At 36.5% G+C, this 26,427-nt stretch carries 26 protein-coding genes, 1 tRNA gene and 2 pseudogenes; 5 read left to right on the top strand and 24 right to left on the bottom strand.

The window, feature by feature from the left end; translation table 11 throughout:
* Nucleotides 1-155: 155 nt before the first annotated feature.
* From OZZ83_RS04460 to map, 12 genes are all read right to left on the bottom strand, one after another.
* Nucleotides 156-1,436: an EpaQ family protein gene (locus tag OZZ83_RS04460; protein WP_002314206.1), complete on the bottom strand. Its 1,281-nt coding sequence runs from the start codon at nt 1,434-1,436 to the stop codon at nt 156-158.
* 43 nt (nt 1,437-1,479) lie between these two features.
* Entirely contained in the window at nt 1,480-3,513 is a 2,034-nt protein-coding gene (locus OZZ83_RS04455) for a DUF7657 domain-containing protein (RefSeq protein ID WP_002320026.1), read from the bottom strand.
* A gap of 34 nt (nt 3,514-3,547) precedes the next feature.
* Complete coding sequence (rfbD, locus tag OZZ83_RS04450; protein WP_002314207.1) at nt 3,548-4,399, bottom strand: dTDP-4-dehydrorhamnose reductase; 852 nt, start codon at nt 4,397-4,399, stop codon at nt 3,548-3,550.
* A 97-nt stretch (nt 4,400-4,496) separates the two neighbouring features.
* Entirely contained in the window at nt 4,497-5,525 is a 1,029-nt protein-coding gene (gene rfbB / locus OZZ83_RS04445) for a dTDP-glucose 4,6-dehydratase (RefSeq protein ID WP_002292882.1), read from the bottom strand.
* A 21-nt stretch (nt 5,526-5,546) separates the two neighbouring features.
* Complete coding sequence (gene rfbC / locus OZZ83_RS04440; protein WP_002292883.1) at nt 5,547-6,119, bottom strand: dTDP-4-dehydrorhamnose 3,5-epimerase; 573 nt, start codon at nt 6,117-6,119, stop codon at nt 5,547-5,549.
* A gap of 13 nt (nt 6,120-6,132) precedes the next feature.
* A complete protein-coding gene (gene rfbA, locus OZZ83_RS04435) occupies nt 6,133-6,999 on the bottom strand; it encodes a glucose-1-phosphate thymidylyltransferase RfbA (RefSeq protein WP_002292884.1) in 867 nt (288 codons plus the stop codon).
* 99 nt (nt 7,000-7,098) lie between these two features.
* Nucleotides 7,099-7,806: a glycosyltransferase family 2 protein gene (locus OZZ83_RS04430; RefSeq protein ID WP_002292885.1), complete on the bottom strand. Its 708-nt coding sequence runs from the start codon at nt 7,804-7,806 to the stop codon at nt 7,099-7,101.
* Nucleotides 7,807-7,810: 4 nt separating this feature from the next.
* Nucleotides 7,811-8,638: a glycosyltransferase gene (locus tag OZZ83_RS04425; protein ID WP_002310294.1), complete on the bottom strand. Its 828-nt coding sequence runs from the start codon at nt 8,636-8,638 to the stop codon at nt 7,811-7,813.
* Nucleotides 8,638-9,438 (bottom strand): glycosyltransferase, encoded by an 801-nt coding sequence (locus OZZ83_RS04420; protein ID WP_002292887.1) that lies wholly within the window; start codon nt 9,436-9,438, stop codon nt 8,638-8,640. Before OZZ83_RS04420 ends, OZZ83_RS04425 begins: the two co-directional genes overlap by 1 nt.
* A complete protein-coding gene (locus OZZ83_RS04415; protein WP_002292888.1) occupies nt 9,431-10,570 on the bottom strand; it encodes an MraY family glycosyltransferase in 1,140 nt (379 codons plus the stop codon). Before OZZ83_RS04415 ends, OZZ83_RS04420 begins: the two co-directional genes overlap by 8 nt.
* A gap of 75 nt (nt 10,571-10,645) precedes the next feature.
* On the bottom strand, nt 10,646-11,569 hold the full coding sequence (locus OZZ83_RS04410) for a YihY/virulence factor BrkB family protein (protein WP_002292890.1): 924 nt from the start codon (nt 11,567-11,569) through the stop codon (nt 10,646-10,648).
* 31 nt (nt 11,570-11,600) lie between these two features.
* Nucleotides 11,601-12,365 carry a type I methionyl aminopeptidase gene (gene map / locus OZZ83_RS04405; protein WP_002292891.1) on the bottom strand — a complete coding sequence of 255 codons (765 nt, stop codon included), beginning with the start codon at nt 12,363-12,365 and terminating at the stop codon, nt 11,601-11,603.
* 157 nt (nt 12,366-12,522) lie between these two features.
* Between map and OZZ83_RS04400 the strand changes: the two genes are divergently transcribed.
* Complete coding sequence (locus tag OZZ83_RS04400) at nt 12,523-12,963, top strand: flavodoxin (protein WP_002292892.1); 441 nt, start codon at nt 12,523-12,525, stop codon at nt 12,961-12,963.
* A 175-nt stretch (nt 12,964-13,138) separates the two neighbouring features.
* On the opposite strand, the gene OZZ83_RS04395 is transcribed toward OZZ83_RS04400, so the two are convergent.
* Entirely contained in the window at nt 13,139-13,708 is a 570-nt protein-coding gene (locus OZZ83_RS04395) for a TetR/AcrR family transcriptional regulator (RefSeq protein ID WP_278023479.1), read from the bottom strand.
* Between the two features lie 255 nt (nt 13,709-13,963).
* On the opposite strand from OZZ83_RS04395, the gene OZZ83_RS04390 reads away from it, so the two are divergent.
* Nucleotides 13,964-15,196, top strand: a complete 1,233-nt coding sequence (locus OZZ83_RS04390) for an aminopeptidase (RefSeq protein WP_278023478.1) — start codon at nt 13,964-13,966, stop codon at nt 15,194-15,196.
* Nucleotides 15,197-15,343: 147 nt separating this feature from the next.
* On the opposite strand, the gene OZZ83_RS04385 is transcribed toward OZZ83_RS04390, so the two are convergent.
* Entirely contained in the window at nt 15,344-15,892 is a 549-nt protein-coding gene (locus tag OZZ83_RS04385) for a hypothetical protein (protein WP_002344058.1), read from the bottom strand.
* A gap of 835 nt (nt 15,893-16,727) precedes the next feature.
* Between OZZ83_RS04385 and OZZ83_RS04380 the strand changes: the two genes are divergently transcribed.
* Nucleotides 16,728-16,958: a hypothetical protein gene (locus OZZ83_RS04380; RefSeq protein WP_278023477.1), complete on the top strand. Its 231-nt coding sequence runs from the start codon at nt 16,728-16,730 to the stop codon at nt 16,956-16,958.
* 5 nt (nt 16,959-16,963) lie between these two features.
* Nucleotides 16,964-17,263 (top strand): DUF5960 family protein, encoded by a 300-nt coding sequence (locus OZZ83_RS04375; protein ID WP_002342980.1) that lies wholly within the window; start codon nt 16,964-16,966, stop codon nt 17,261-17,263.
* A 514-nt stretch (nt 17,264-17,777) separates the two neighbouring features.
* On the opposite strand, the gene OZZ83_RS04370 is transcribed toward OZZ83_RS04375, so the two are convergent.
* From OZZ83_RS04370 to OZZ83_RS04325, 10 genes and pseudogenes are all read right to left on the bottom strand, one after another.
* Nucleotides 17,778-17,851 (bottom strand) — tRNA-Ile (locus tag OZZ83_RS04370).
* Nucleotides 17,852-18,209: 358 nt separating this feature from the next.
* On the bottom strand, nt 18,210-19,706 hold the full coding sequence (locus OZZ83_RS04365; RefSeq protein ID WP_325066015.1) for an RNA-binding domain-containing protein: 1,497 nt from the start codon (nt 19,704-19,706) through the stop codon (nt 18,210-18,212).
* 270 nt (nt 19,707-19,976) lie between these two features.
* A complete protein-coding gene (locus OZZ83_RS04360; RefSeq protein ID WP_278023476.1) occupies nt 19,977-20,987 on the bottom strand; it encodes a peptidoglycan recognition protein family protein in 1,011 nt (336 codons plus the stop codon).
* A 10-nt stretch (nt 20,988-20,997) separates the two neighbouring features.
* Nucleotides 20,998-21,261, bottom strand: a complete 264-nt coding sequence (locus OZZ83_RS04355) for a holin (RefSeq protein ID WP_111994845.1) — start codon at nt 21,259-21,261, stop codon at nt 20,998-21,000.
* A 13-nt stretch (nt 21,262-21,274) separates the two neighbouring features.
* Entirely contained in the window at nt 21,275-21,517 is a 243-nt protein-coding gene (locus OZZ83_RS04350) for a hemolysin XhlA family protein (protein WP_002342098.1), read from the bottom strand.
* Nucleotides 21,518-21,580: 63 nt separating this feature from the next.
* Nucleotides 21,581-23,668, bottom strand: a complete 2,088-nt coding sequence (locus OZZ83_RS04345; RefSeq protein WP_278023475.1) for a hypothetical protein — start codon at nt 23,666-23,668, stop codon at nt 21,581-21,583.
* Nucleotides 23,669-23,691: 23 nt separating this feature from the next.
* A pseudogene (locus OZZ83_RS04340) lies at nt 23,692-24,432 on the bottom strand (phage tail spike protein); the annotation flags it as partial.
* A pseudogene (locus tag OZZ83_RS04335) lies at nt 24,431-24,616 on the bottom strand (hypothetical protein); the annotation flags it as partial. The pseudogenes OZZ83_RS04340 and OZZ83_RS04335, both read right to left, overlap by 2 nt.
* A 4-nt stretch (nt 24,617-24,620) precedes the next feature.
* On the bottom strand, nt 24,621-24,965 hold the full coding sequence (locus OZZ83_RS04330) for an HNH endonuclease (RefSeq protein WP_002305386.1): 345 nt from the start codon (nt 24,963-24,965) through the stop codon (nt 24,621-24,623).
* 25 nt (nt 24,966-24,990) lie between these two features.
* Nucleotides 24,991-25,158, bottom strand: a complete 168-nt coding sequence (locus tag OZZ83_RS04325) for a hypothetical protein (protein ID WP_005876810.1) — start codon at nt 25,156-25,158, stop codon at nt 24,991-24,993.
* Between the two features lie 527 nt (nt 25,159-25,685).
* On the opposite strand from OZZ83_RS04325, the gene OZZ83_RS04320 reads away from it, so the two are divergent.
* The gene (locus OZZ83_RS04320) at nt 25,686-26,114 is read left to right on the top strand and encodes a hypothetical protein (RefSeq protein ID WP_278023474.1); all 429 of its coding nucleotides are present in this window, start codon (nt 25,686-25,688) and stop codon (nt 26,112-26,114) included.
* Nucleotides 26,115-26,427: the final 313 nt, after the last annotated feature.

The following is a 26,427-nucleotide window of genomic DNA, read 5'->3' as shown; positions in this document are numbered from 1 at the left end:
ATTTTTGGTACCGAGCTGCGTTCTTATTTATTTCTTAATTTTCTATGATACAAGATTTTCTCTAACGTTTCTATTTTACAGAAGATGCTAGACAATTGCAATAAACCAAAAAAGGCTGCGACGGTTGTCACAGCCTCTCTCGTATTTTGCGCCTATCAATGATAGCGTTGGATCCTGGAAGAATGAGCGCTATCTGGTTGTTCCTCATAACTTGGATCTCCAGCATTCATGTCGTCATATGGCTCTTCTATGTCATAGTATTCTTCCATAACTTTCGTTTCGTCATAGCGATGAACGGCCATAGCCAACAGGATATAAATAATCGGAACCCACGGGTATGAAGTCAATGTATCCTCCATAAATGACTGCATCATCACCGCAAAAAAGGCCCAGATAAAAGTCATCTGCCCGTTGGATAAATCTGCTTTCAACGTTAAGCGACCAATAAAAAGGATAAGCAGTAAAGCAGCAACTCCAAACCCTATTAACCCATAGATATTCAAAATAGAATTATAACTATTGTGGTTTCCTAAAAATTGGTTTCCTCGTTGGAAGATGAATGTTTTCATCCCTAGTAAAACTTGCTCAGATTTTTCTCCTAGCGTCTGATAGAATTTATGCCAAATATCTTCTCTACCGGTAAACAAATTGACTTTTTCGGAAACAGCGGCTAGATAAGAAATCGGTAAAGCCAAAAGAATCGTAGCCGTATAGGCAATAAACGGCGCACGAATGACACGCATCAATGATTTAGGGAAAAGATCCAATATCGCAAAAACAATCAATGCAACTAATGCGCCTCTTGATTGACAGACCCAAATGCCTAAAAAGGCTGCAACGACTGCTATCGCACCGATGATACGAACATACCACCGTTCAAAAGAACTGGCAAATCCGCTGATCAATAAAGCAAGAGTCATCAAAGAACTTCCGATTGTATTCGTATTGATCCAAATATCAGAAAGCGAATTGCCTGGAGTCCAGATGCTTTGTCCTTCTGGTACTTGGATCTCTGTAAATACACGATATAATGTGATTCCGAGGAAGACCGTAAAGACAAGCAGATAAATACCGCGATCCCATTTTGTCCACTCAATCCATTTAATTACTAAACAAAATAAAATAATCAAAGGAAACAGTAAATCTCCAAATAAAGACTCATTTCTTAATTCCCGAAAGTAAGAAAAGAAAATGAAAAGTGCAAGCGCAACACCTAGATAAAGAAAATCGACGCCTTTTGCTTTATAAACATTTAAAATGAGCAAAATAGCCACACTAAAAGTGATAAGTAGCGAACTGTTGTTATATATAAACAAAGTGGTTGGGAAGCTTAATCCTGCTGTCCAAACAGAAAAGACCAGCGTCAGCAACAAAAGCAAGAAACCAGCACTCATTTTGTTGACAAATTTTTGTACGATTGCTTGAATTATCTCCACTCTCCTTTCTAATAATACTTCAGGGTTATTCTCAGCTAGCCCATTACTGTAAGACTAGCTGATTTTCCTGAGTTTGTGTTTGTGGTACATCTGGATAATCCGGATATTCTACTTTAAAAATCATATAACCGTCTTTGTCCGGTCCATATAGTTGTGTGAATTGAGCTTCATATAACTGATTGTAATCAGTTAACGGTCGCTTACTGATTACATAGTTGATCCCTAATTTTTCTGCGTCTTCAAAATTCAACGTGACCGAGAACATATCTGGACGATCTAAAATGAACTTTGTATCTTCCTTAGCGATAAAAGCTCTTGTGTGAGCATACCGATTATAATACTTCTCATGTTCTTCTTTTGGATCGATTTTCTTCCATGCAGCCATATCTGGATAAAAGCGGACTGTATTGAAAGATTTCACACCCAAAGTTGGGGTGAAATTATACAGTTCATCTTCAGTCAACCAGACTTTGCCAGGATCTTGTTGATCGATTTTTCGGATTTCTTTTGCCAGTGTTTTTTCAAAAATCGCTCCAGTACCTTCTACGACTGGATTGACAAAGAAACCAGATGCGATGATCACGGCGGTAAAAGCAAGATAAAACGAGCGTCTCCAGCCAAATAATGCAAAAGCTAGAATCACTGTTCCCAACACAGCAACTGCGATGGTTTCGAAATCTGAAAAATAATTATCCATCTTCGAATGAGTAATTGCATAGAAATAAGACCATGCGTTTACTGCCAGTAAAATGAATTTATACCAAATAGGAATAACATCTTCTCTCCAAATATAAGCGATGAACCAAATTGATAATAGGCAAGCCGCAAAACTAAAAGTAAGGATGGCTCTTAAAGGAGGAACATAAGACAGCAGAGTAATTTCTGCTAGCCATTTTGGCAATCCAACGGTAATCCAAAAGATAGAAAACAGACAAAAAATCATCAAAATACGTCCCAATAACTTTTGTTCACTATCTTTTTTGCCAAATAACACAAATGGACTGGCTAGGAATACAGTCGGAAAGAAGTGATAGAACAAAGCCACTTCAGAGTTATTCGAATAGTTGATGTCTTCAAAAGGGATTTTCCAGTTTGTCAGGAAAGAAAAAAATTCGCCAATCGTCCACTTTCCACCGGTGCTGACTCGTTTTCCTGGATATAAGGTATCCAAAGAAGCTAACAATGCGTCTTTTGACGTCAACCAGAAATGAACCATGACTCCGCCAATAAATAAAACTGCCCCTCCAATCAACACTACATCCAACAGATCCCAAGAAATTTTCTTGCTGTAGTAAATAAGCAGGCCAACAAAATAAAAAATCAGCAAGTACGCTAGCATCACTTGATGGGCTGGGTAAATCACTAAAATAAACCCAATACCGAAAATAACTACCAAAAGCATCATCAACGTTCGTAGCCATTTTTTATCATGATTGTAGAAATAATGATAAAAAGCAGTCATCAATCCCAAAGTAAAGAAAATCAAATCGCCCACATGCTGCATGAACCACCACTGGACTGCGGGAGAAAATGTCAGCGCAAATGCACCGATCAGCGATAGAGCTTTTTTTCTCTTCGTTAATATCATCAGTACTTCGAATCCAAGCAAGACCATGACGACTAATTTCATCGCCCAATAAAAGGAAAGGCCTCGATCTCTTCCGAGGAAAAAGAATCCCCAGTTGAATGGTTTTCCGATAACCGTAATATCCTTTACAGGAGAATTATACGCAATGATCATGTTTTGTCCGTTCAGTGAATAATCTTCGTTCACCAACGGAAAGTCCTCTTCAGCTTGTGAGAGGTAAAAAGGTGTCTGCACCAGCCATTCATCTGACCGTACTTCCCGATTCTGTCCAAAAATCACATCAGTTTTTTTCCCATCGTCTCTTTGCGACACATATTTATCCCAAACACCAAGTGAACTTCCGTTTAAATTAAAAGTAACAATGACCACGATGACTAAAACGCCAATAAGGTATCGGAGTTTTAGAAACAGGTCAAGCACCAAATTCGAATCTGCCTGATTCGCTTTTGGTTTTTCTTTTCGTCGTGCACTTCTTGTTTGTTTTTCCATATCATGCTCCAAATTCTATTTGATAAAAAGGAAATTACTTATTCATTTTTTTGGCAGCTTCCAGCATTTGCGCAAGTGCTTCTTGCCAAGTTGGTATGACAAATCCTAACGCTTCTGTCTTTTTCAGGCTCATGACTGAATACTGCGGACGCGTTGCTTTTTGTGGAAATTCTTCCGATGTAACAGGCGCTACTTCCACATCTGTATCTTTCAATATTTCTTTGGCAAATTCATACCAAGAACAGCTATTTTCATTCGACAAATGATAAATACCGAATGGTGCTTTTTCTTCGATGACATATACCATAAATTCTGCCAAAGTACGTGTCCAAGTTGGCCGCCCGAACTGGTCATTTACTACAGTCAGTTTGTCGCGGGTTTCCGCTAGGCGTTGCATCGTGAAGACGAAATTGTGTCCATAAATCCCGAAAACCCAAGAAGTTCGTATGATATAATAGTCTTCTAAAATCTCTTCTACTGCTTTTTCACCTAATAATTTCGTACGACCATATTCATTTAGTGGATTCGTTTGGTCATCTACTTCGTACTCTACATTTTTGTTTTTTCCATCGAAGACATAGTCTGTACTGATATAGACGAATTGAGCATTCACAGCTTTTGCTGCAAGTGCTACATTTCTTGTGCCATCGACATTGATTTTCTCATCTAATTCTTTTGCTTCATCTTCTGCTTTATCTACTGCTGTGTAAGCTGCGCAATGGAAAATAACATCCGGTTTTAATTCTGTAATATAAGCCATTGTTTTCTCGGCATCTGTGATATCCAAGTCTTTTGCATCTGTTGAAACATATGGCAGATTTTTTTCATCTAATAAATGACGCAATTCTGTACCTAATTGTCCATTTCCTCCAGTTAATAAAAACATATGGTTATCCGCTCCTTGATTTTTATTTTAAAAAAGAGACAGGCGAGCGCCTGCCTCACATGTGTTTTTCCATTAATACAGTGAAATTTCCTCTGTATTATTGTCCATTTTTGGCATATGCTGCTTCAACGGCCTCTTTTTCTTTTTTCCACCAGTCTTCATGTTCTTCGTACCATTTGATCGTGTCAGCCAACCCATCACGGAAGTTCGTAAACTCAGGCTGCCAACCTAGCTCTTCTCGCAATTTTGTCGAATCGATTGCATAACGCAAATCGTGCCCTGCACGGTCGTTTACATGGTCGTATGCGTCTTTTGGTTGACCCATCATTTCTAAGATCAATTCCATCACGGTCTTATTATCTTCTTCGCCGTCCGCACCGATCAGATAGGTTTCGCCAATTCTGCCTTTTGTCAAGATCAACCACACTGCTGAAGAATGATCATTTGTATGGATCCAGTCACGAACATTTTTCCCTTCACCGTATAGTTTTGGACGAATACCGCTTAAAATGTTCGTTACTTGGCGAGGTATAAATTTTTCAATATGCTGGTAAGGACCATAGTTGTTTGAACAATTTGAAATAGTTGCACGTAAGCCAAAAGAACGTACCCACGCTTTTACTAACAGATCTGAACCAGCTTTTGTAGAAGAATATGGGCTTGAAGGATTATATGGTGTTTCGGCAGTGAATTTTTCTCCTTCGCCTTCTCCATGTCCCGGTAGGTCTTCACGTAATGGAAGATCTCCGTAAACCTCGTCAGTAGATACGTGATGGTAGCGTACATCATACTTGCGGCAAGCTTCTAAAAGTGTATACGTACCAATGATATTCGTTTGTACAAATGGGAAAGGATCTTTTAATGAATTATCGTTATGGGATTCTGCCGCGTAATGAACAACTGCATCCGCTTCTTTTACTAGACGGTCCACTAATTCTGCATCTGCAACATCTCCTACGACTAATTCTACGCGATCGCTAGGAAGTCCAGCCAAGTTCTCTTTGTTTCCTGCATAAGTCAGTTTATCCAAAACAGTGACATGCACTTCTGGATGATTGTTTACCACGTAATGAACGAAATTAGAGCCGATGAATCCGGCACCTCCGGTAACAATGATGTTTTTCATAAGAAAATTTCTCCTTAATTCTTAGATTTCTCCGTAAACAAATGGATTTTCTGCTTCAAATTCTTTTAATGTCGGATGACGGTGATCTTTTTCCGACATAATCGCTCTTGATGGATCAATTGGCCAATCAATCGCTAAATCTGGATCATCAAATGCGATGCCTCCATCTGCTTCTGCATTATAGTAATTATCACACTTGTAAAGGAAGTTCACGTTTGGTGTCAAAGTAACGAATCCATGTGCATATCCTTTAGGTACAAGCAACTGACGATGATTATGTTCAGATAAGATAAATCCGTCCCATTGACCATAAGTCGGGCTGCCTTTGCGGATGTCCACTACTACGTCTAAAACTGCTCCAGTAACCACACGAATCAATTTTGTCTGTGCAGCTTCTCCTTTTTGGAAATGGAGCCCCCGAAGAACACCAGCTTCAGCAGATAACGAATGATTGTCTTGAACAAAGTCATAATCTAATCCATGTTCTGCAAATTTTGCTTTTGAATAGCTTTCTGTAAAAAAACCGCGATGGTCGCCAAAGACATCCATTTCCACGATTTTTACATCTGTTAATTTTGTATCTGTTACTTTCATCTGTAGGAACTCCTTATTCAGCGGCCAAATTCAATAAATATTGACCGTATTGATTTTTTTTCAAAGGCTGTGCAAGGGCTAGCAGTTGTTCTTTATCAATGTAGCCCATACGGTAAGCAATTTCTTCCAAACAAGCCACTTTTAAATTCTGACGTTTTTCAATCGTTTCGATAAAGGTAGATGCTTCAAGCAATGATTCATGTGTTCCTGTATCAAGCCAAGCAAATCCGCGTCCCATAAGTTCTACAGATAATTTTCCTTTATCCAAATATGCTTTATTGACATCTGTGATTTCTAATTCTCCACGTTCTGACGGTTTGATTCCTTTAGCAATAGAAATCACCTCATTGTCATAAAAATAAAGGCCAGTTACTGCGTAATTTGATTTTGGCTGAGCAGGCTTTTCTTCAATCGACAAAGCTTGCATATTCTCATCAAATTCTACTACACCAAAGCGTTCTGGATCATTGACATGATAGCCAAATACTGTCGCGCCTGCATCTTTTGAAGCTGCTCGTTGCAACATTTTAGACAGACCGCCACCGTAGTAAATATTGTCTCCTAATACCAAGCAGACACTATCATCTCCAATAAATTCTTCTCCAATGATAAATGCTTGTGCCAATCCATCTGGACTTTCTTGTACTGCATATTCGATCTGCAGTCCTAAATCATTTCCGTTTCCAAACAATTCCTTGAAACGTGGTGTATCTTGTGGCGTTGAAATAATCAGAATTTCTTTGATTCCCGCCAACATCAGAGTAGACATTGGATAATAAATCATTGGTTTGTCATAAATCGGCATCAATTGTTTCGATGTTGCCTTTGTTAAAGGGTACAGACGTGTTCCGCTGCCCCCAGCAAGAATGATTCCCTTCATGGATATATGCTCTCCTTTTTGATTTCAAATTTCACTTTGCTATTATCTCATCAATCGTTATATTTGTCATGGAAATATTAAGGATTTAAACATCTTTTATCAACGTTTAAACCATTTTCGTTTGATCAACGCCGTAATCAGATGAACACGCCAGGAAATTTTTTGGCGTAATTTAGAATGCGTTTCAATCTCACTCGCATTTAAATCATGTCTTCGATACAGTGTCAAAGGTTCTCTCAGAAACCCAGTCTTCCTTCCTCCCAACAAACCGATCCACATGTCATGCATAGGCACTTCTGAGGGAATCGGCAAAATATCGGATTTCAACGAAGAGCGAAAAGCCATACCTGCACCAATATAATGACTTCGTATCACATTATTGACCCATCCTTCTTTGGAATTTCGGAATGAAAAATAGGAAGCATGGATCTCTTGCAGCTTACTGTTCACAATGATCAAATCTGAAACGACTACTAACTGATCCGGATGCTGTTCAAAATAGTCAGTGATTTTTTTCACTTTTGTCTCTAACCAAACATCATCTTGATCTGCCAAAAAGATTAGCTCTCCTTTCGTCTGCTGAATCGCATAGCCAAAATTAGCGATTAACCCTTGACGAGGTCCTGAAAAAAGCTTTATCCGTCTATCTTTTTCTGCGTATTCAGTCAATATATCCCATGTATCATCTACTGATCCATCATCAGAAATAATCACTTCATCTTCTGCTGAAAGCTGAGATAAAATACTATCCAACTGCTCTCTTAAATATCTGCCCCCATTAAAGGTAGCTATACAAACCGAACGCACGAATTCACACCTTCCAATTCTTAACATATGAGCGCAAAGTCATCCGCCAGATATGCCGGTTTTTGACGGTCAAAAACTGTTTAACTGTTCTTAACAATAATTGTTGTCGGTGACTGGATAAATGTCTTTGATCATATTCATGATAAAATCGATTTTCTGCTTGTAAAATAGAACGGTATCTATTGCTTGAAACTTTTTCATAGTCTAATACCGAAAGATCATGTTCCAGTCGTACTGGTAGTATCTCCACCATTTTTTCCAACTGATTCACTTTCCAAAACAGCCAATGGTCCAAAAAATCTAAAGAAAAAGCAGGATTAAACCCGCCAATCTTTTTTAGAAATTTGACAGACCATGCCACACCTGAATTGATTGCCATGATTCTTTCAGCTGTCGTACCGTCTACTTCTACTGCTTGTGCTGTACGATTGATATAATGATTTGAATAGACGGGAGAAACTTGCCGTCCCCCAGAAAAAATCATCGGAACTGCAGCAACACATTCATCTGTAAAAGCTACCTTACGCAAGATTTCAAAATAGTCGTCGACTAGCCTCGTATCCTGATCCAATGTAACGATACAACGTGTTCTTTCATTTGCTTGAGACAACGCATAATTATAAGCCGCCGCTAATCCAGGGTTTTGCGGATCATGATAGTAAATGGTGTTTTCTTTTTCAAACAGCTCATTTTGCTGTCTTTGAGGACTATTATCGTAAATAACAAGCTGAATATGCTTTTCGCTAAGTGCTTTGCTTAATGGTTCATAAGTTGGAGATTGGCTGAATAGTTGCTGATATAGCACGACTACTACTACTATTTCTGGTTTCATCAGAAAAAACGCCACCCCCACTTATTGAAAAATTTCATCATAGAAGTCAAAAACACACGAAAAAGTTTTGCATTTCGATGTGCACCCTTTCCATAAAAATGGACGACTGCATAAAAGGGTGTGTACAATAATTTGTAACCTGCTTTTTCAAAACTCAAGCACAAGTCATTATCTTCAAAGTACATGAAGAAACGCTCATCAAATCCCCTTATCTCTTTAAATTTATCAATATCAGCTACCATAAAACTGCCCGAGATCATTCGCACATAACTATCAACATCAGTGGGCAAGCCACGGCATTCAAAGACAGCTAGCCGTTTATCAAACCTTTTTTTGACCCATTTGAAAGGCACAAAGCGCAAAACATAATCAAAAACAGCCAGCCGCTCACGGATGAGGTGCTGAGTGGTCCCATCTTCATTAAGAATCTTAGGTGCTAACATCGCGCATTCGGGATGTTCTTTCAGTAACAACACCAATGCTGTAACTGTTTCTTCATCCACTAAAATATCTGGATTACAAATAATGCCATAGTGGCAATCGCTCTTCAGCAGATTGTGATTATGTCCATAACCGAATCCGGAATTTTCATCATGAAAATAGATTTCGATATACGGATATGTCACATATTCTTTTAGTCTGCTTTTATATTCCGGAAGGGAGTTGTTGTCAAAAATCCGAATTTTTATCGCTGTTTCATCTTTTACAGTGGAAATAAAATTATCTAGTGTCCGAAAAATCTTATCACTGTTCGCCGTTACAATACTAATAAGAATTGGCTGGTTTAATTTGTTATTCATCTATATGACGGTTCCATTTCTTCAAATATTTCTGTTTTACTTGCGTACGATACTCTTTATTCCCTAAAAATCGCAATGTTTTTAAAATAAACTGATGTTTCTCGTTAATCAGACCAATCAATTCAAATAATAAAATTGCAGCAAATAGCATAGCAATAATCAATACAATCGTTCCGATTCTTCCAGTATAATTCATGACCATAGCTGTGAAAGAAAACATCAAAGCCATCGCATAAATCGTCAGGACGGCACCTTTATGAGTAAATCCTAAACTGATTAGTCGGTGATGAAGATGTTTTTTATCTGCTGTAGAAAAAGAAACACGGTTTGCTTTTCTTCTAATGATAGCAAAAAACGTATCTGTTACCGGAACGCCCATGACGATCAGTAGAGAAATTGACGAAACAAAAGTTACGTTCTTCAGCCCTTGTAGTGAAAGGACGGCCATCATGAACCCTAAGAATAACGCTCCTGTATCGCCTAAATAAATCTTTGCCGGATAAAAATTGTACGGGAAAAATCCGATAATACTTGCTACAAGACAGAAAATAACGACCGGGATGTACACTGTGGAAGCATGAAGGAAAAAATACCCAATGATGCCTATCGTGATTAAACCAATCAATGAAATCCCTGCCGCTAACCCGTCTAAACCGTCAATCAGATTGACTGCGTTCGTGATACCGAAGATCCAAAAAATCGTTACAGGGAAACTAAGCCATCCTAATTGAACATAGCCAATAAAAGGAAGCGTAAAGGAATCAATACGTATATCTGCTACAAAATAAATAATAAGAGAGGCAAGCAAGATCCCTACACTCTTTTGTTTAGGTGTCAACTCAAATTTATCATCGAGTACTCCTGTGACGATGATCACCAAAGAAGCGAGCAAGATCGGCACAATATACGATTGTGGAATGATTTTACGGAATAAGAATAAAGTCGATATAACAAATGAAATAAAAATGGGCAGTCCGCCTGCGGAAGGCATTGGAACTTTGTTTATCCTTCTTTCATTTGGTTTGTCGACCATACCCGTTTGTACTGAAATGATTTTAAATACAGGTGTTAATATCAGTGATAATAAAATTGTCAGAAAAAATCTTATAACCATACTAAAAGAAACAAGCATATGGGCACCTACTTTAATTAAGAGTCATAATTATTATAAATTACTGATATAAATTTACAATAAGAACTCTTGTTTCTACTTTTTTTTATGAGAAAATTTAGCTTTCAATTTATTGAACCATTTTCGGCTTGGATCTCGACGTTTTTTGATTTGATGTCCCGTCACGTATTCTTGAACAACTGCATTGATGATTCCGCCCAAAATGATGATCGTAGCAGCAAAATTAAGCCAAAGCATGAGGACAATAAAACTTCCTATGATCTGATAACCGCTGATCCTCGTTGCAAAATATCTGGCATAGATACTAAACACTTGTGATAACAGCATCCAGCCGACGGTAGCGAAGATCGTACCTGGAATAATCGTCTTCAACTTCAACTGAGCATTAGGGACAATTAAATAAATCAAGAACATGATGACAAATAAAGCCACCAATGTGATTGGCCATTTCAAGGTTTGGAACTGATCAATAAAGTTCACAGGTATTTGTACAATCGGTTGGATAGCATCTAAAATCAGCTGTCCTAAACCAAGAACGATAGTTACTCCACTAATGGCAATCATGAACAAGACGATTACGATCAGCGAGAAGAAGCGAACGATCAAAAAATTTTTTCTATTTTCTACGCCATACGCTTTATTCATCGCAATTTGTAAAGCGTTAATACTTTGACTGGCAGACCACAAGGCCGCTAAAGCAGAAACGGATAGCAAACCGCCTGAACTTTGTGTCAAAAGGTCCTTGATTGCAGGACCAATAAACTGGTAAACGGTCTCAGGAATCACTTCTCGTAAATAGGTCAGCACAGTCTCTTGATCGATATGGAGAAACGGCAAAATATTACCAAAAGCAATAATCAATGGAAATAAAGACAAGAGTAAATAATAAGCAACGACAACCGAGGTCGTACTCATTTCTGAATCAGTGATGCGCTTTTGAGTCGTCTCAATAAAGCGCATCAGATTTTCATTTTGTTTTATTTTGTTCCAAACTTTCATGTACCTCTCCCGTACCTATTAATTGGCTGAATCAATAGGTACCTTCTTCTCCTTGTGATGTCAAGATTCTAGGGCCATCTTTAGTAATAGCCAATGTATGTTCATATTGGCAAGATAGTCCGCCGTCTCTTGTATAAGCAGTCCAACCATTAGGATCCATTTTCATTTTCCAAGTTCCGGTATTGACCATAGGCTCGATCGTGATGACCATACCTTCTTTCAATCGCAAACCTTTTCCAGCTTCTCCGTAATGAGGAACGGCTGGTTCTTCATGGATCGTAGGGCCAACGCCATGACCAATAAAATCACGGACGATCGCTAGATTTTCACCTTCTACATATGTCTGGATAGCATGACCGATGTCGCCGATCCGATTTCCTACTTGTGCTTGCTCAATACCGATGTACAATGCTTTCTTCGTTACTTCCATCAATCGGTCGATCTCAGGTGTAGATTCTCCTACTACATAAGCCCAACAAGAATCGGAAATGCCGCCTTTCAAATCGATACACATGTCGACTTTTACCAAATCGCCGCTTTTCAAAGGTTTTTTACGAGGAAATCCATGACAAATTTCATCATTGATACTGATACAAGTCGCATATTCATACCCTTCGAAGCCAATTTGCGCAGCGATTCCTCCATGACTCTCGATATAGTTTCTGACAAATACCTCAATATCCCAACTTGTTATGCCTGGTTTGATAAAATCACGCAGATTTTTATGTACATCTGCCAATAAAGCGCCAGATTCTGCCATCATTTCAATTTCACGTGCTGATTTTAAAGTAATCATATTTTCGTCTCCTTTTTACAAATCTCTCTCATTTTAACATAGCGGCATACATTTAGCCAAATGACATTTCCCATGTGTCTCTAGGTTTTATTTTCTTTTCAACGATGTTTTGGTATAATTCATAATTGTTAAATAATTTTAAACAAGGAGGCACATCATGGCTTTAGCAAAAATCGTATATGCTAGCATGACAGGAAATACTGAAGAAATCGCCGATATTGTTGCAGAAGCATTTGAAAATATGGATATCGAAGTCGAAATCAACGAATGTACCCAAGTAGATGCAGATGAATTCGAGGAGGCAGATATTTGCGTCGTAGCTACTTATACATACGATGATGGCGATCTTCCTGATGAGATTGTAGATTTTTATGAAGACTTGCAAGAGTTGGATCTATCAGGGAAAATCTACGGCGTCTGCGGATCTGGAGATACTTTTTACGATGAATTCTGTAAATCAGTGGATGACTTCGATGCTGCTTTTGGAAAAACAGGCGCATCAAAAGGCGCAGAAAATGTAAAAGTAGACTTAAATGCTGAGGAAGAAGATATCGAAAATCTAGAAGCTTTCGCTAAAGAATTAGTCGCAAAACTTTAATATGCTTGAGATATAAAAGAGCCGTCCAGATTGAATCAATCTAGACGGCTCTTTTATTGTATTCATGGAAGAGTTCTTCGGGAGTTAAAAATGTATACGCTGTAAGAAAAACGAAATTTTCCTTATGTTGACACATCTCTTGTTATCTACTGATTGGCGAAACTCTTGAGTATATTCAATCGATTTCGATTGGTTCTTTGAGATTCAAGATTGCATCAATGCTGTCTTGGATCATTTTTTCAATCTGCTCATCAGTTGGATGGATAATGCTTGAAGACATCAAAGCTGCAATCCGGGTAGCTATGATCCATGTACCGTTATGCAAGGATTCGATCTGTTCTTCTGAAAGATCCGCGTAGGCTGGGTCCCGTTTCACTGTATTCACAAAGTAAGTATAAGAGAAATTTTGCATCTCTTTTCCTCCACCATATTCTTCTAAGTACAGTGAACGATACAACTTCTTCTCTCTTCTTGCAAAATGGATATAATTAAAAGCAAGATCGATAATCGTATTCCCTGTATGCTCAACTGGAAACACTTCGTATTGCAAATAATCATAGATTTGCTCAAAAAGTGCTTGTCTCAAGTCATCCATATTTTTGAACTCAAGATAGATCGGCTGCGTGGAACAATTCATTTTGTTCGCAATGTTTCTCGCAGTAAATCGTGTAAATCCCTCGGTGGCAGCTACTTCATAAGCAGCTGCCAAAATCTGTTCTTTAGTAATCGTCTTTTTTCTTGCCATATTTTTTTAATCTCCTCAATTTTTTTATAACGCTTCCACCATTGATTAATTTCATTGTAACATGTTTTTTTTGATATGCAAAATTAGTTTTCGATTTTCTTCACAAGCTAAAATAGCAAGTCGTGTCATAGAACGTGGAACGCAACCAGAAAAAAATAACCTCCTTTTTTTATTTAAAGCTACATTGTTTGAATCATGATTAAATGGTATCATGCTAATAGTTACCAGAAAAAATGGTGAGGAGGAATTTTTATTATGTTATCGAATTTTAATGAACTTCTAAAAAAATATGCACGCTTAATTGCAGAAACTGGCGTGGCCACAGAAAAAGGTCACACAGTCGTTTTACAGATCAGTGTAGACCAAGCACCCCTTGCTCGCTTGATCACACAAGAAGCTTACAAATTAGGAGCTGCTGAAGTCATCGTTCAGTGGACAGATGATCAGATTCAAAGAGAATTTCTTTTACATGCAGCAACAGATCGTATTGAGGATGTACCACAATCTAAAATCGTTCAAGCGGATGAATGGCTTGAAAAAGGAGCAAGCAGGATCAGTGTCGTTTCTGCCGATCCTGATGCGTTTGCCGGTGTAGACAGCCACCGAGTAGCAACTTATCAAGCAGCTGCCGGTAAAGCACTAATGAATTTGCGCAAGGCAACTCAGGCAAATAAAGTCAGTTGGACTGTTGTAGCTGCTGCTGGTAAACAATGGGCAACAAAAGTTTTTCCAGATCTGCCAGAAGAAGAACAAGTTGATGCATTATGGGATCAAATTTTTAAAACAACTCGTGTCTACGAAGAAGACCCTGTTTTAGCATGGAAAAAACACGATGAGAAATTAGCAAAAAAAGCAGAAGAATTGAATCAAGAACAATTTTCTGCCCTGCACTACACTGCTCCTGGTACGGATATCATCATTGGATTGCCTAAAAACCATCTTTGGGAAGGTGCTGGAAGCTACAATGCTCGAGGGGAAAAATTCATGGCAAATATGCCAACAGAAGAAGTGTTCACCGCTCCTGACAGTCATCGTGTAGATGGGTATATTTCAAGTACAAAACCACTGAGTTATGCTGGTACGATCATCTCTGGTATGAAATTTACTTTCAAAGATGGAAAAGTAGTTGACTTTTCTGCCGAACAAGGCGAAGATGTCTTAGAAAAATTGCTTGATACCGATGAAGGTGCGCGTCGTCTAGGAGAAGTGGCACTTGTTCCTGACCCTTCACCTATTTCTCAATCTGGTATCATTTTCTTCAATACACTATTTGATGAAAACGCATCGAACCATTTAGCCTTAGGATCTGCTTATGCCTTCAGTGTGAAAGGCGGTACAGAAATGTCCGATGAAGAATTAGCAGAAGCTGGTTTGAATAGAAGTCAAACCCACGTAGATTTCATGGTAGGATCTGACAAGATGGATATCGATGGTATCCGCGAAGACGGTTCTACAGTACCGATTTTCCGTAATGGAGATTGGGCTTGAGCAAAATCTTGTTAGCACAAATAAAATAACGAAAAATATATAAAAAAGAGAGTGGGACAATAGTCAGAAAAAAATCTGATTATTGCCCCACTCTCTAGATATAAGTCAAAAAGATTGAACGTATTAGTGTACTTCCATTTTTCTCTTTTAAACTTCTCCTTCAACTTGTACAATGAATCTTTGCTCCCAATTCCAATCAAATGCAGTAGACCTCAACGCCCGATCAGTATGACCTCCTCTGGTCCAACTCATATAGTTCCCGTTTGACATATTTTCTATAAAAAATATATTTCCCAACGAATTCTGTCCGGCTGAATATAACTTCCACAGAGTCCCTACCCTCTCTTTGTTACCCGAGAAGTCCAAAAAGCTTCCTCCACTATCCCAAATATATTGCGGTGTAAAATTCACACTTCCCGGAATCTGCTCCCGGATATAATAACCACCGGCATTTGCATTGTACTCCATTACCCAACGTTGGGTTGAGTCAGATTGATTATAATTTTCCATTGAAATTTCAAAATATAGAATAGGATTATGAGGTATGCGTGACACAGTAAGCGTTGTATCACTAGCAGCTCGAAGCGAAACAACTTTATTATTATATTCACTGGCATCCACCGTCCCAGTCCCTAAAAAACCACTACATAAAGATGTCAAGACGATTGTACTAAGTATCAATTTTGCTTTTTTCATTTTCTACTTCCTCCTTTTTTATCAAAGATTGAGAAACCCTTTGATTTCTCTTTTAAATGTTTTTTATATTTTTTATTAAGTGCTAAATAAGAAGATTCTTTATGTACTTATTCAAACTAACTAGGTATTTCAAATCGAACAAAAAACTTCTGACTTTCCAATTATTCTAGCTGTGAAGTGCTGTTTGTATCAACTATACTTAGTACTAATCCCACTTTCGAGATTCTCTATGTAGTGCGCCTGTACATTATGTGCCCAGATTAGCATAAAAAGTTAAACATACTTATGCCCACTAGAAAGGCTCTAGCTCCATAGCATTGGAAAAGCTACACACCTACCAGTAAAACCACTTTGTTCTATTACCCTTGCATCTGCGAAAGCCCTAAGTAAAACAATCAATGTAGCGCTAAGAATCCATTTTTTTAATTTTTCTCCTTCTTTCATTTTTATTTTTATTTTTTGCTTTCCGTTTTAATGAAAATGTTTTTTTATCACCTTCCTTCAACAACAATTATACCCTTATATCAATAAAAAATGAAGTTTTTTTAATTATAAAACATTTAATTTTTGTTGTTTTAAAATAAAAAAACCTGTACCACAAAGGATACAGGGGTTATTTATACGTTCCTGACTAACTATTACACGTCTTCTGTTGTGTTTGTTATTATAAGAAATGTTATCATAATAGGATTTCTTTTTGTTTGTGTTTTATTAAATTCGATTTTTTTTGGCACATAATTTGGCACAAGTACTTGTTCACCTATTTATTTAGTATAATAAATTCCACCTTTACAAAAAGAACGTTTGTTCGTATACTCTTTTCGAGGTGATCTTTATGATGGAAGAATTTATTAGAAAAAATATTAGTGATGAATATGCAGATTTTTATGAGCAAAGCAACGAAAAAGACAAATTCCAGATGGATGTTTCAATTTTAGCTATATTAGCTTTTTCCGAAAATAAACAACCTGTAACTGCAAAAAAAGAAACAGTATTCTCTGAAAGCAAAATAAAAACTCGATATATATTAGAGGTAGAAACTAAGTTTAAAAATAGATCGGAGTAATGGTTATGCTTTTTAATGAGACACAATTATGGTTTAAATTTGACCCTTCGAATAGATTCGTCAAAGATTTTTATAAGGTGTGGGATTCAGAAGTTTTCTTTTTAGCAATTGAAGACAGTTTATTAATCAATCTCTACTATTCTAATAAGAACTACTTTAAAATTCCTGCTGCGAAAACGAGAATGAAGAAGGATGTATACTTTTTGTTTGATGTGGTGACTGACGTGCCAGACGCACGGAGCGATCATCGGCGTTATGACTATATAAAGTATACTTTCGTTGATCCAGAAAGATACAAAGATTAAAGTAGGCTACCTAAAAAGGTAGCCCGGAACGGATTTTATCACCATACTTATGAAAGGAGATATTTTTTAAGTTAGTATTAAGATTGTGTAATATGATGATATCTATATTTTATAGTATCAGTGCTATAAAATCAAAAATAAGTCACTAATTAACTACCACTCCAATTATAAGCCTTTTTTCTCACTTTTTTTCAAAAATATGGTATGCTTTTTAATGGCTTCAAATATAAAAGAGTTTAAAGCGTAACACACTTATGGGGCAGTGGTTTTTGGGGAACGCTTTAAACTCTTCTTTATTATTATCTCACAATATAACCCAAATGTCTTTCCATTTAAAAATCAAAGTAAAACTTTTCAAATATACAGAAGTATAACTATGTGAAACATCCTTTCATTAATCCATAAAAGGATACATAAAAAAGCCACTCAAATGAGTGGCAATGAAGAAAAGCTTTAGCTTGTATAATACTCTTCAAAAAATTCTAACACAGAACGATTCAAATGGCTACATTAATGTACCCTGTAGGACTCGAGCCTACAACCGGACGGTTATGAGGCGTCTGCTCTAACCAACTAAGCTAAAGGTACGAGAAACCATCACAACTCCTGCAAACAAAAAGAATGGACATAGACTAGATAATAATGGTTTCATTCTTCATATTGTGATGGCACATTAATTATTACACATTTAATAGCAAAAAACTAGATTGTACTTATTCTTTGTAAAATATATTATTTTATGTTACTATTTCCAAGTTATAAAAAGAAAAAAGCTTCAGATACTTATCTTTTTGGGGAAAGACTCTAGGGTGAGGGGGTATCTGAAGCTTTTTTTCTATGTTCATTATCTCACATGGTTATTTTTTAGTCTATTATTTACTTTAATTTTTCAGAAAAATGAAAAAAGACCTCGCCCAAGATTGAGCGAGGTTTTATTTTTACGTTTTTATCTACTCTTCATAAAACCAACTTCTATTTCTTTCAGTAACCTTTTAAACGTCATCACTCCTGTTTCTTCAGAAGAGCTTAAGACAAACATGGTTGCTTTACCATTACCTATCTTTTGTAGCATTTCCTTTTCAACTAAACTATTTACGTTTTTTCTAACAGTGTGATCTTTATAGCTTGTAGAATTCACTATATCTTTAATTTTAAAAGTAGGTTTTTCCATAGCATATTTAATTATGCTAGATTCTACTTCGTTTAAACCACTTAAACTTTCTAACATATTTATTTTCCATATCCTAACTTCAGTAGAATCAAAATTAGTATCAACTTCTGGAATACGCAAGCTGTTCTTTGTAGCTGCCTCAAAAATTCTAGGTCCTCCTGACCCTCCTTTTTCAGCAATCCCTACTCTTCTAAATAGCGTTGAGATAATCGAATTTCTTGTTATCGAAAAACTTCCATTTATAAATTCCTCTTTAGAAACTTTCATTTCTCCCGGATTGTAGAAACTTACGTAATCATCACAATCGATTATTTTTATAACTTTATCAGAATCATAATAAGCATGCATTAATGTATTTACTAATGCTTCTTTTAAAGCAAGTAATAGGTCTGTTCTATAGGACCCTCTCGTCATATTTTCTTCTTGTCTATAGGAATCAGGCACACTAAGTTCTAATTTTTGAATAACTAAATTATAGAACGAAAACAAATTCATCTCAGGATAATTCATATCCCCACTTGATACCCTATCTCGCCAGTCAGTATCTAAAAAGCTTTGTTTTTTAAAATAATCTAATTGAAATTTTTTAAATCTATCAGTTATAGAATTATATTTGCCAAAAAATAATAATCCACCTACTGTTAGTCTATATGGCGACTTAGAATCTTGTCTGTCTTTTTTTAATACTCCAATATTCTTTAACAATTCTTCATGACTAAGTTCTAAATATTTAGAATTATTCGTATTTTTATAAAGTAAATTTCTATATTCGTCCACTGTTCCAAGATTTAAATCGTCTATGTCATAGTTTTGCAATAACTCACTATCGATATCATTCTGCGAATCTACTATTAAGTATTTAAATTGTGCATCATCTGCAATACGATCACCATCGTCTGTTCTAATATATGTTTTACTTTTGTTATTGTTTATATACACTGGTCTTCTTTCATACGGTGCTTTGGGTACATTTATTTCTATAATAGTTTTACCCGATACCTTGAATGTTTGAACATCTTCATTAGTAAGCAAGTTAACACTAACTTTTTGTTTATCATGAATACAATTCCAAAATTCAGTAATAACTTTTTCTGGGTTGTCGACTCCTACTACTTTGTACTCTTTTTTAGATACTATCTCTTCGATACCTAAAATTATAATTCCACCATTAGTATTTGCAAACGCGCTATAAGTTGACCATACATCACTAGATAGTTTAGTTTGCGATTTTTTAAACTCTAGTTGGAAATTTTCTCTTGGTGTCGTAAAGATTTCATCTTTTAATTCAATAAACTTAATTTTTTACACCCCTAATCTTAATTCAAAAGCATTCAAAAGTATTTCAAAAGTATTTTTCTTTAAAAAAAGTTGCTATTTCAACCTTTACATAATAATTATACTCAATTATCCAGAAAAATCAAAAGTATTTCAAAAGAATTGACAATATAGAAATCTGAGGTATAATTTCATTTTTATATACTGTATCTAGATATAATATGCCCCTCATTAAATTAGAGAATAAATTTAATGAGGGGCTATTTTTTATCGTTTAGGAATATTTAAATACCAACGTTTGTCATGAAAATCTTGTGCTCCGCCTTTAGTGTTCCCTTCTGGATCATTCGTTGCACGCATCATTACATAGACTTTCTTATTGGGGAAATTACGCATATTGAAAGATACATGATAACCAACGTTTCCAGAAGTATTATAAGCTTGATTTACATCTGGTCTATAAATTCCATCAGCTCTTACTCGAGCTAATTCTTTCCCAGTATTGTAGTCCATAATGAAAATATACTCGTATTTATAGTTAGCAATGTGCCATCCAGCTACATGCAAATTTGCGTTTTCGATTTCTCCGAACTGATCAATGTGGGCGTAATTTGTTCCATCTGTCAGCGTAGAATTTGCTGCACCTGCTCTAGTTGGATCAATGACTGGTTTATCATCTGAAGTTGTCGGATTTTCATCGGTAAATCCATGAGCTAAATCATAGGCTAATTTTTCTTTACTTACACCCATTTCAGAAAGATAACCGTAAGGATCTGTATGATCGCCCCAAATATTTTGTGTTACCCATAAATGCGATTTGATTCCTGGTTGGTTATAAGGAGTGTCTAATGTTAATGGAATACCATATTTCATTGCTGAATCTCTTGCCAATTCAACGTATACTTTATAGTTCTTTTCAAAAGTTTCTTTATCATGTGTGTGTTGTAACTCAATCTGCACAGGACTATTTGCATTAGCATATGAACCAGCGCCATACTGCACATAACCAAGTTGTCCAACTTGGTAAACAATTCCGCCGTCTCCCACAATGTAAGCAGTGTAAGCACTAGTCCATGAACGTTGCATATACTGTGCTTCATTGCGTCCTGTTGCTGTTTCGTTAGCTGTTTCATGCAGTAAAATATACTGATTATTCGCTACTTGAGAGCTACCTTCATTTACACCTAAATTAAATTCATTGTTAATCGTATAGGCAAACCCATTAATTGGCAATAAAAAAAGAGCCATGATAGCTCCTACGAAAATTTTCTTTTTCATATTTCTCCTCCTATTTTTTTAAATTAGTTTGCGTATAGATACCACTTGCAATCGCTCCTGCAACAATTCCAGACATAGCCAATTGCTGCCATGATCCTAAATCTGGATAGGTCAAAGACAAAACGACTGCAAACAAAATCCCCACAAAACATGCTGATGGTGCCAGCCATTTTGAAGGGATAAGATTTGGCTTCTTCATTACTTCAACCAAAATAATTACTATCGGACTAATAATGATGCCTGTTCCTAAAATTTCATTAATTGCTTTTTCCATTGAATCACCTCCCTCACAGTTTTGTTAAGAAATATGCAATAATCGTGATGCCTAGCCCAATCATATAGCCCCAAGCCCACTTATTATTGTTTTTCATTTCTTTGATATCTTCTGCATTATTGAGTGCCGCAGAATACGCTTGATCTGCTCGATCTTTTGCAAAATCCGCTTTTTCTCGTAATGATTCATAGTTATCTAATTTTGTTTCAATGCGTACTAAACGCTCCACTACATCTTGTATTGCTTCATCTTTCAATCAAACAGCCTCCTTTCTGGAAATAACTAGCGCACTCATTTGAGCACACTGGTTATCTATTTCTTATATGATATATGTCACTGCGAATGTATATGAAGAAGCATATGATGTGTTACGCCTCCAATAAATATTACCATCCGCTCCAAACCCAAGTTGAGCATTGTTAAAAGCACTTCTGTCAGTCGACCCAACCAGTTGTTCAAAACTAATTGGTGTCCGATAGCCTTCTGGAACAGTTAAAATAACCGAATCATTCCCACCACTATTTCTTCCGTTTAAATCAAAAAAGTAAATCGTAACACAGTTTCCCTGTCTATATAATCGTGCTGTGCCTAGATTTCCATTCTTTACAGTTAAATTCACTATCTCCTTTCTGAAAACTTCATCTGTATACTTCTTTGATTCATTGACTGCTTCTATCTTCTTAGTATCCGTATAATTTCTAGCCGCATTTTCGTTTACGTTAATTTGCTTAGCTAAGTCATCTGCAATATTCGTAACATTTATATTCACAGCTTCTATTGAATTATCTGTGTATTTATTTGCTTCACCAATGATTTCTGTTACTTTGCTCTCGGTTGCTAAGTTTTCTTCTACATATTTTGGTTCTAGATCCCACACGTAGTCTTTTGGATTATTTGAGTCTCGCATGCCGATTCCTCGGTATTTATATTGCTCAATATTTGGGGTTCTGGTGTTGCCTTTTTCAATCTTCAACCATTTTATGGTACATGAACCTAAAGAAGTATTTGGCGTTTGAGAAAGATATACCCATTTTGCGTTTTCCCCTAGCCGAGTTATTGACACAGTGGTAACCCATGTATCAACCAATCCTTCAACTGGTTTAAAGACACCGAATTGTTTTTGAGCTAAATAAACCCGAATAGTTTGTGAGGCAGGCTTAGTCGCTCCTATCGTCACAGTATAAGTTTCACCTAAAACAAAATCCTCTGATGCATTTTTTGCATAGATTGCCTCGCTACTAGTTGTGATTGGAAATTTAACTGTTGGGTCAGCAATATTCTCACCCAAAGCCACCTTACTCAAATAATATGGCGCATCGAGTAAATTTGGCTGGTACGGAGTAGCTGTTGAGCCTTCTTCGATTTTGATGTCGTACAACTTAAATCCGCCATTTATTTTATCCCTGTCAACAAAGCTAATACTCATATAAAATCGATCTAAATTTGTGATTTGATAATTAACGTTAGCTGTACCTTTGATTGTTATTTCTTTCCCTACATCATCTGTTGTAATATTTGTACTATTTGCTTCCAATAATATCTTTTCTCCTGGTGATGTACGATATACCAAACGTAATTTATCAATAGCTCCTGTAGTTCCTTCATCAAATCGAACTTTCGCACTCAAAGTATAGGTTTTCCCACTAACAAGCTGAGGTGTATTGATATGCGTAAACATATCGATGCTCCCTGTACCATCAGAAGTAAAATGTAACTTTTCGTTATCCAAAGTTAGTGACCCATGGTAACCAACGTTAAAATCGCTCGATTTTAGTTTGGACATTAAATTCGGATTCCCACTATAATCATAGTCCCCGAAGTCGATGCTGTTACTGTACATCACTTGCAAGTTACCTAACTTAGAAATTTCTTCTTTCAGAGCATCTAACTTGTCTTGTAGAGTTTTAGCTTGACCAGTTAAATCAGTAATCTGTTTATTTAAGCTATCCACTCTACCTTTAATTTCAGCCATAAAAACATCAAAAGTTTCGTTATACTTTCGAATTAACTCTTCCAATTGCGAAACGTATTCATCAGCTTGTCCTTGCGAAATGTCAGACACTCCTAGTGAGAAAAAAATGATATCTTGCGTTGTTAAAATTTGATTGTCTTTTCTATATTCTACGTAGCAGTGTTTATAATATCCTGCTTCGCTCATAAATGTGCCATCAAGAGAAAACGTGACTTCTTCACTAGTTACACTAGTAGCTACACTATCTACGTAACGGTTAGATGGCGTTGTTCCTTTTAAAGTAAATGTTCCGCCACTCGTATCCATCTGTAGGCCATTTAAAAACGGTTTAACAGTCACCGTAATTCCTTTATCACCTTGACGAGCCATAATAGCTTTGGTGTAGTTTAATTCTTTGCTAAAATCTAAAGCCAAATTATATAAACTGCTAGCCATTTATATACCTCCTTGTCTTCGTTTTAAAAACGTTTTTGGTCAAGCACTGTGCTATCATATGCTGTATCCTCTTTTAATCTAACATCTTCATACCCTAGTCGATGTGCCACTAAATTCCATCTAACCAATACGTTTGGCTTACTAGTTTCAATGATGAAATGGTCAACATCTTCATGAGTAACAGCACACAAAACTAGTTCTGTAGGTGTCACATATGTCATATACCGACTTAGATTTACTGTCTCAGCAAACATGGGATCAATATCAACACGAACTTTACCATCATCACCTGTAACGGCTTCTCCATAATCAGCGAAATAATATTCTGGAGTTTCATAAGCGTTCAATAGTCGTTGTCCATAATGTTCTGTCGGTACGGTTGAGTTTTTAGTACCTCTAACAGTAAAATCTTTATATACTTGTACCGTTGATTGTTCAAACCTTGCAATTTTCCCATCTTCCCATGAACCAAAAAAACAACCTGGCAACGTTAGCATACCGTCACTAGTAAATTTCATAGTCTTGCCAGCTACTTTAAATTCCCATGAATTACCTGCACTACCATCAATACCTAAAGAATTACCGTCACCATCATTTATATAACTAGCATTACTGTATCTGAAATTTGGCGCACCAAAAGATAAAAACGGTCTGTTATTACCATTATCCCACGTACTAAAAACCAAGTTACCCTGTGGATTTCTAATCATGAAACCACCACCAGTTTTCATGGTGTATGATACAATGCCGGCATCAGCACTTATTATCTTTATTCAATGATTCTCTCACTTGATTCACTTTGTATTTACTACAACAGTTATCTGATAACAGATCCCTAATACCTACATAGCGAACGTATATCAAACGTTTAATTAATCCTTGTGTATAAGATGAATACTCTTCAATCTTTTCTGTATCATACTCTCTGCCATTGTCATTGATGATCATGCACTTACCACCTTTCACTTGCGTCGAAGTTAGCAAAGCTTTCTATCTTCTTCTCTTGTTTATCTAACGCTGTAAGATATCTTCCATGAACTTCATTATGATGTTCAACACATAAACAAATAAGATTATCTAAATCTAAAGCTAAGTCAGGTCTATCCTTGACTTCCTTTATATGATGAACGTTCTCTACTCTATGATACTTACCTAGTCTTCTACACTCTTGGCATTCATAGTGATCTCGTTTCATCGCTTTCTCTCTAAGCCTGCGCCATTTAGGAGACTGATAGAACTTAACCAAACGATCTTCTCTTATCAACTGTAATAACCATCTATAGAATTCCTCGGTCATGTTCCGTCTCCTTTCGCAATCTTATTTAATGCTTAGCTATTCTTTTGCCATACAATGGAATAACTTCGTTGTTTTCCTTTCGTTTATATGTATCGCTCTTTATTGGTCTTCTATACTTTCGTACTATCTCACCGTTACCGTTTTGCACAGTGATTACTTCATACTTCTGTTCTAAGTATTGTGGTCTATACATTGTTGTTACCTCCTTTGTGCAAAATAAAAAGACCACTCAAAGAGTGATCTAATATGTAATAGCAACCTACACACAAACAAGTCTGATACTTCCTGCACCTCACCACTGCCACATCCCTCGGTTGCTAACGAATACTGAAACAGAATACCGTCTCTGTTCATGACCAACGCGACAGTACAAAGCTTTGTCGCAAGCAGGTTATCGTATTCCTAATAGCCCCAACTAATGTTTCTCTCCTAACCTACACCTGAGAGTGGCGCACGTCTGCGCTAGTATTTTATGCCTTCTAACTGCTAGTAGCATCCCGACTAGTCAGCCAATTCATCGGCATCCGATAAGATGAATTGTTTCCGTAGGTTCCTTAAGTCGCTGGCAAGGAATCGAACCTTGCATGGTTGCCGAAGCATTGACCTAGCACACATGCTTAGCGTCTACCCTTTCCGCCACAGCGACAAATTGATATTGTGAAAATAAATACTTAGCGTATAATTTTAGATATCTATATAAACGAAAGGAACTGGTCAATTATGATAGATTTTAAATTTTATACTGAAAAAATTACTAGATACATTTATCTTCAACCTGAAATTACTGTGTCCATCGAAAAAATAGCAAAAAAATTCCATTCTCTAACTAGAGATGAGTTGTATTCTATATTAGAAGAAATGGAAAAGAATAATTTTATAGAATCATCTCCTAAAAGCGCCATTAAATTTCAAACAGTTGGTTCAATAGATGATGATGGTAATTACACAAAAATAGAAGATGAAAAAATAGAATCCCTCGTTTCGGCCACTCATGTATCTCTGACATTGAAAGGTAAAGAAAATGCTGAAGAGCAGCATACATTAATATTGAAAGCGCGTAAAGAACTTATTACTAAACCGATCATTAACTCTCTTATTTCTGGCCTCATTGGAATGATACTTGGCTATATTATCCGTCTGTTACAGTAGTCGCCCTATGATACTTAATATTAGGATATCAGAAGATAAATTCCATTTACACATTAGCTAGACAGCAACCGTTGATAGATAAACGAGAATTTAACAGGAGTTTTTACACTTCCTTTTAGTTTATTTTTGGGTTGGTTGCTGTCTATCATTAAAGAAGAATCATTGCTGACTGAAGCAATAGAAAACGATGTTCTGTTTTTTATTTTTTTGTGAGCAGTCTAACTATAACTCTCCATAGAAAACAATTTGATTTGTTTTCTAATCTTTCGACACTATCATAATATCACGTTAAATCGTTCAAAAACCCTACACT

Origin of the sequence: Enterococcus sp. E5-162 (genome assembly GCF_035725965.1) — a bacterium.
Taxonomy (GTDB): Bacteria; Bacillota; Bacilli; order Lactobacillales; family Enterococcaceae; genus Enterococcus_B; species Enterococcus_B lactis.
This window is presented reverse-complemented; position numbering and strand designations above follow the sequence as displayed.

Coding starts and splice junctions, on each gene's coding strand:
- OZZ83_RS04455 (WP_002320026.1), bottom strand. CDS start 3,513: ATGGAAAAACAAACAAGAAGTGCACGACGAAAAGAAAAACCAAAAGCG.
- rfbD (WP_002314207.1), bottom strand. CDS start 4,399: ATGTTTTTATTAACTGGAGGAAATGGACAATTAGGTACAGAATTGCGT.
- rfbB (WP_002292882.1), bottom strand. CDS start 5,525: ATGAAAAACATCATTGTTACCGGAGGTGCCGGATTCATCGGCTCTAAT.
- rfbC (WP_002292883.1), bottom strand. CDS start 6,119: ATGAAAGTAACAGATACAAAATTAACAGATGTAAAAATCGTGGAAATG.
- rfbA (WP_002292884.1), bottom strand. CDS start 6,999: ATGAAGGGAATCATTCTTGCTGGGGGCAGCGGAACACGTCTGTACCCT.
- OZZ83_RS04425 (WP_002310294.1), bottom strand. CDS start 8,638: ATGAAACCAGAAATAGTAGTAGTAGTCGTGCTATATCAGCAACTATTC.
- OZZ83_RS04420 (WP_002292887.1), bottom strand. CDS start 9,438: ATGAATAACAAATTAAACCAGCCAATTCTTATTAGTATTGTAACGGCG.
- OZZ83_RS04415 (WP_002292888.1), bottom strand. CDS start 10,570: ATGCTTGTTTCTTTTAGTATGGTTATAAGATTTTTTCTGACAATTTTA.
- OZZ83_RS04410 (WP_002292890.1), bottom strand. CDS start 11,569: ATGAAAGTTTGGAACAAAATAAAACAAAATGAAAATCTGATGCGCTTT.
- map (WP_002292891.1), bottom strand. CDS start 12,365: ATGATTACTTTAAAATCAGCACGTGAAATTGAAATGATGGCAGAATCT.
- OZZ83_RS04400 (WP_002292892.1), top strand. CDS start 12,523: ATGGCTTTAGCAAAAATCGTATATGCTAGCATGACAGGAAATACTGAA.
- OZZ83_RS04395 (WP_278023479.1), bottom strand. CDS start 13,708: ATGGCAAGAAAAAAGACGATTACTAAAGAACAGATTTTGGCAGCTGCT.
- OZZ83_RS04390 (WP_278023478.1), top strand. CDS start 13,964: ATGTTATCGAATTTTAATGAACTTCTAAAAAAATATGCACGCTTAATT.
- OZZ83_RS04385 (WP_002344058.1), bottom strand. CDS start 15,892: ATGAAAAAAGCAAAATTGATACTTAGTACAATCGTCTTGACATCTTTA.
- OZZ83_RS04380 (WP_278023477.1), top strand. CDS start 16,728: ATGATGGAAGAATTTATTAGAAAAAATATTAGTGATGAATATGCAGAT.
- OZZ83_RS04375 (WP_002342980.1), top strand. CDS start 16,964: ATGCTTTTTAATGAGACACAATTATGGTTTAAATTTGACCCTTCGAAT.
- OZZ83_RS04360 (WP_278023476.1), bottom strand. CDS start 20,987: ATGAAAAAGAAAATTTTCGTAGGAGCTATCATGGCTCTTTTTTTATTG.
- OZZ83_RS04355 (WP_111994845.1), bottom strand. CDS start 21,261: ATGGAAAAAGCAATTAATGAAATTTTAGGAACAGGCATCATTATTAGT.
- OZZ83_RS04345 (WP_278023475.1), bottom strand. CDS start 23,668: ATGGCTAGCAGTTTATATAATTTGGCTTTAGATTTTAGCAAAGAATTA.
- OZZ83_RS04330 (WP_002305386.1), bottom strand. CDS start 24,965: ATGACCGAGGAATTCTATAGATGGTTATTACAGTTGATAAGAGAAGAT.
- OZZ83_RS04325 (WP_005876810.1), bottom strand. CDS start 25,158: ATGTATAGACCACAATACTTAGAACAGAAGTATGAAGTAATCACTGTG.
- OZZ83_RS04320 (WP_278023474.1), top strand. CDS start 25,686: ATGATAGATTTTAAATTTTATACTGAAAAAATTACTAGATACATTTAT.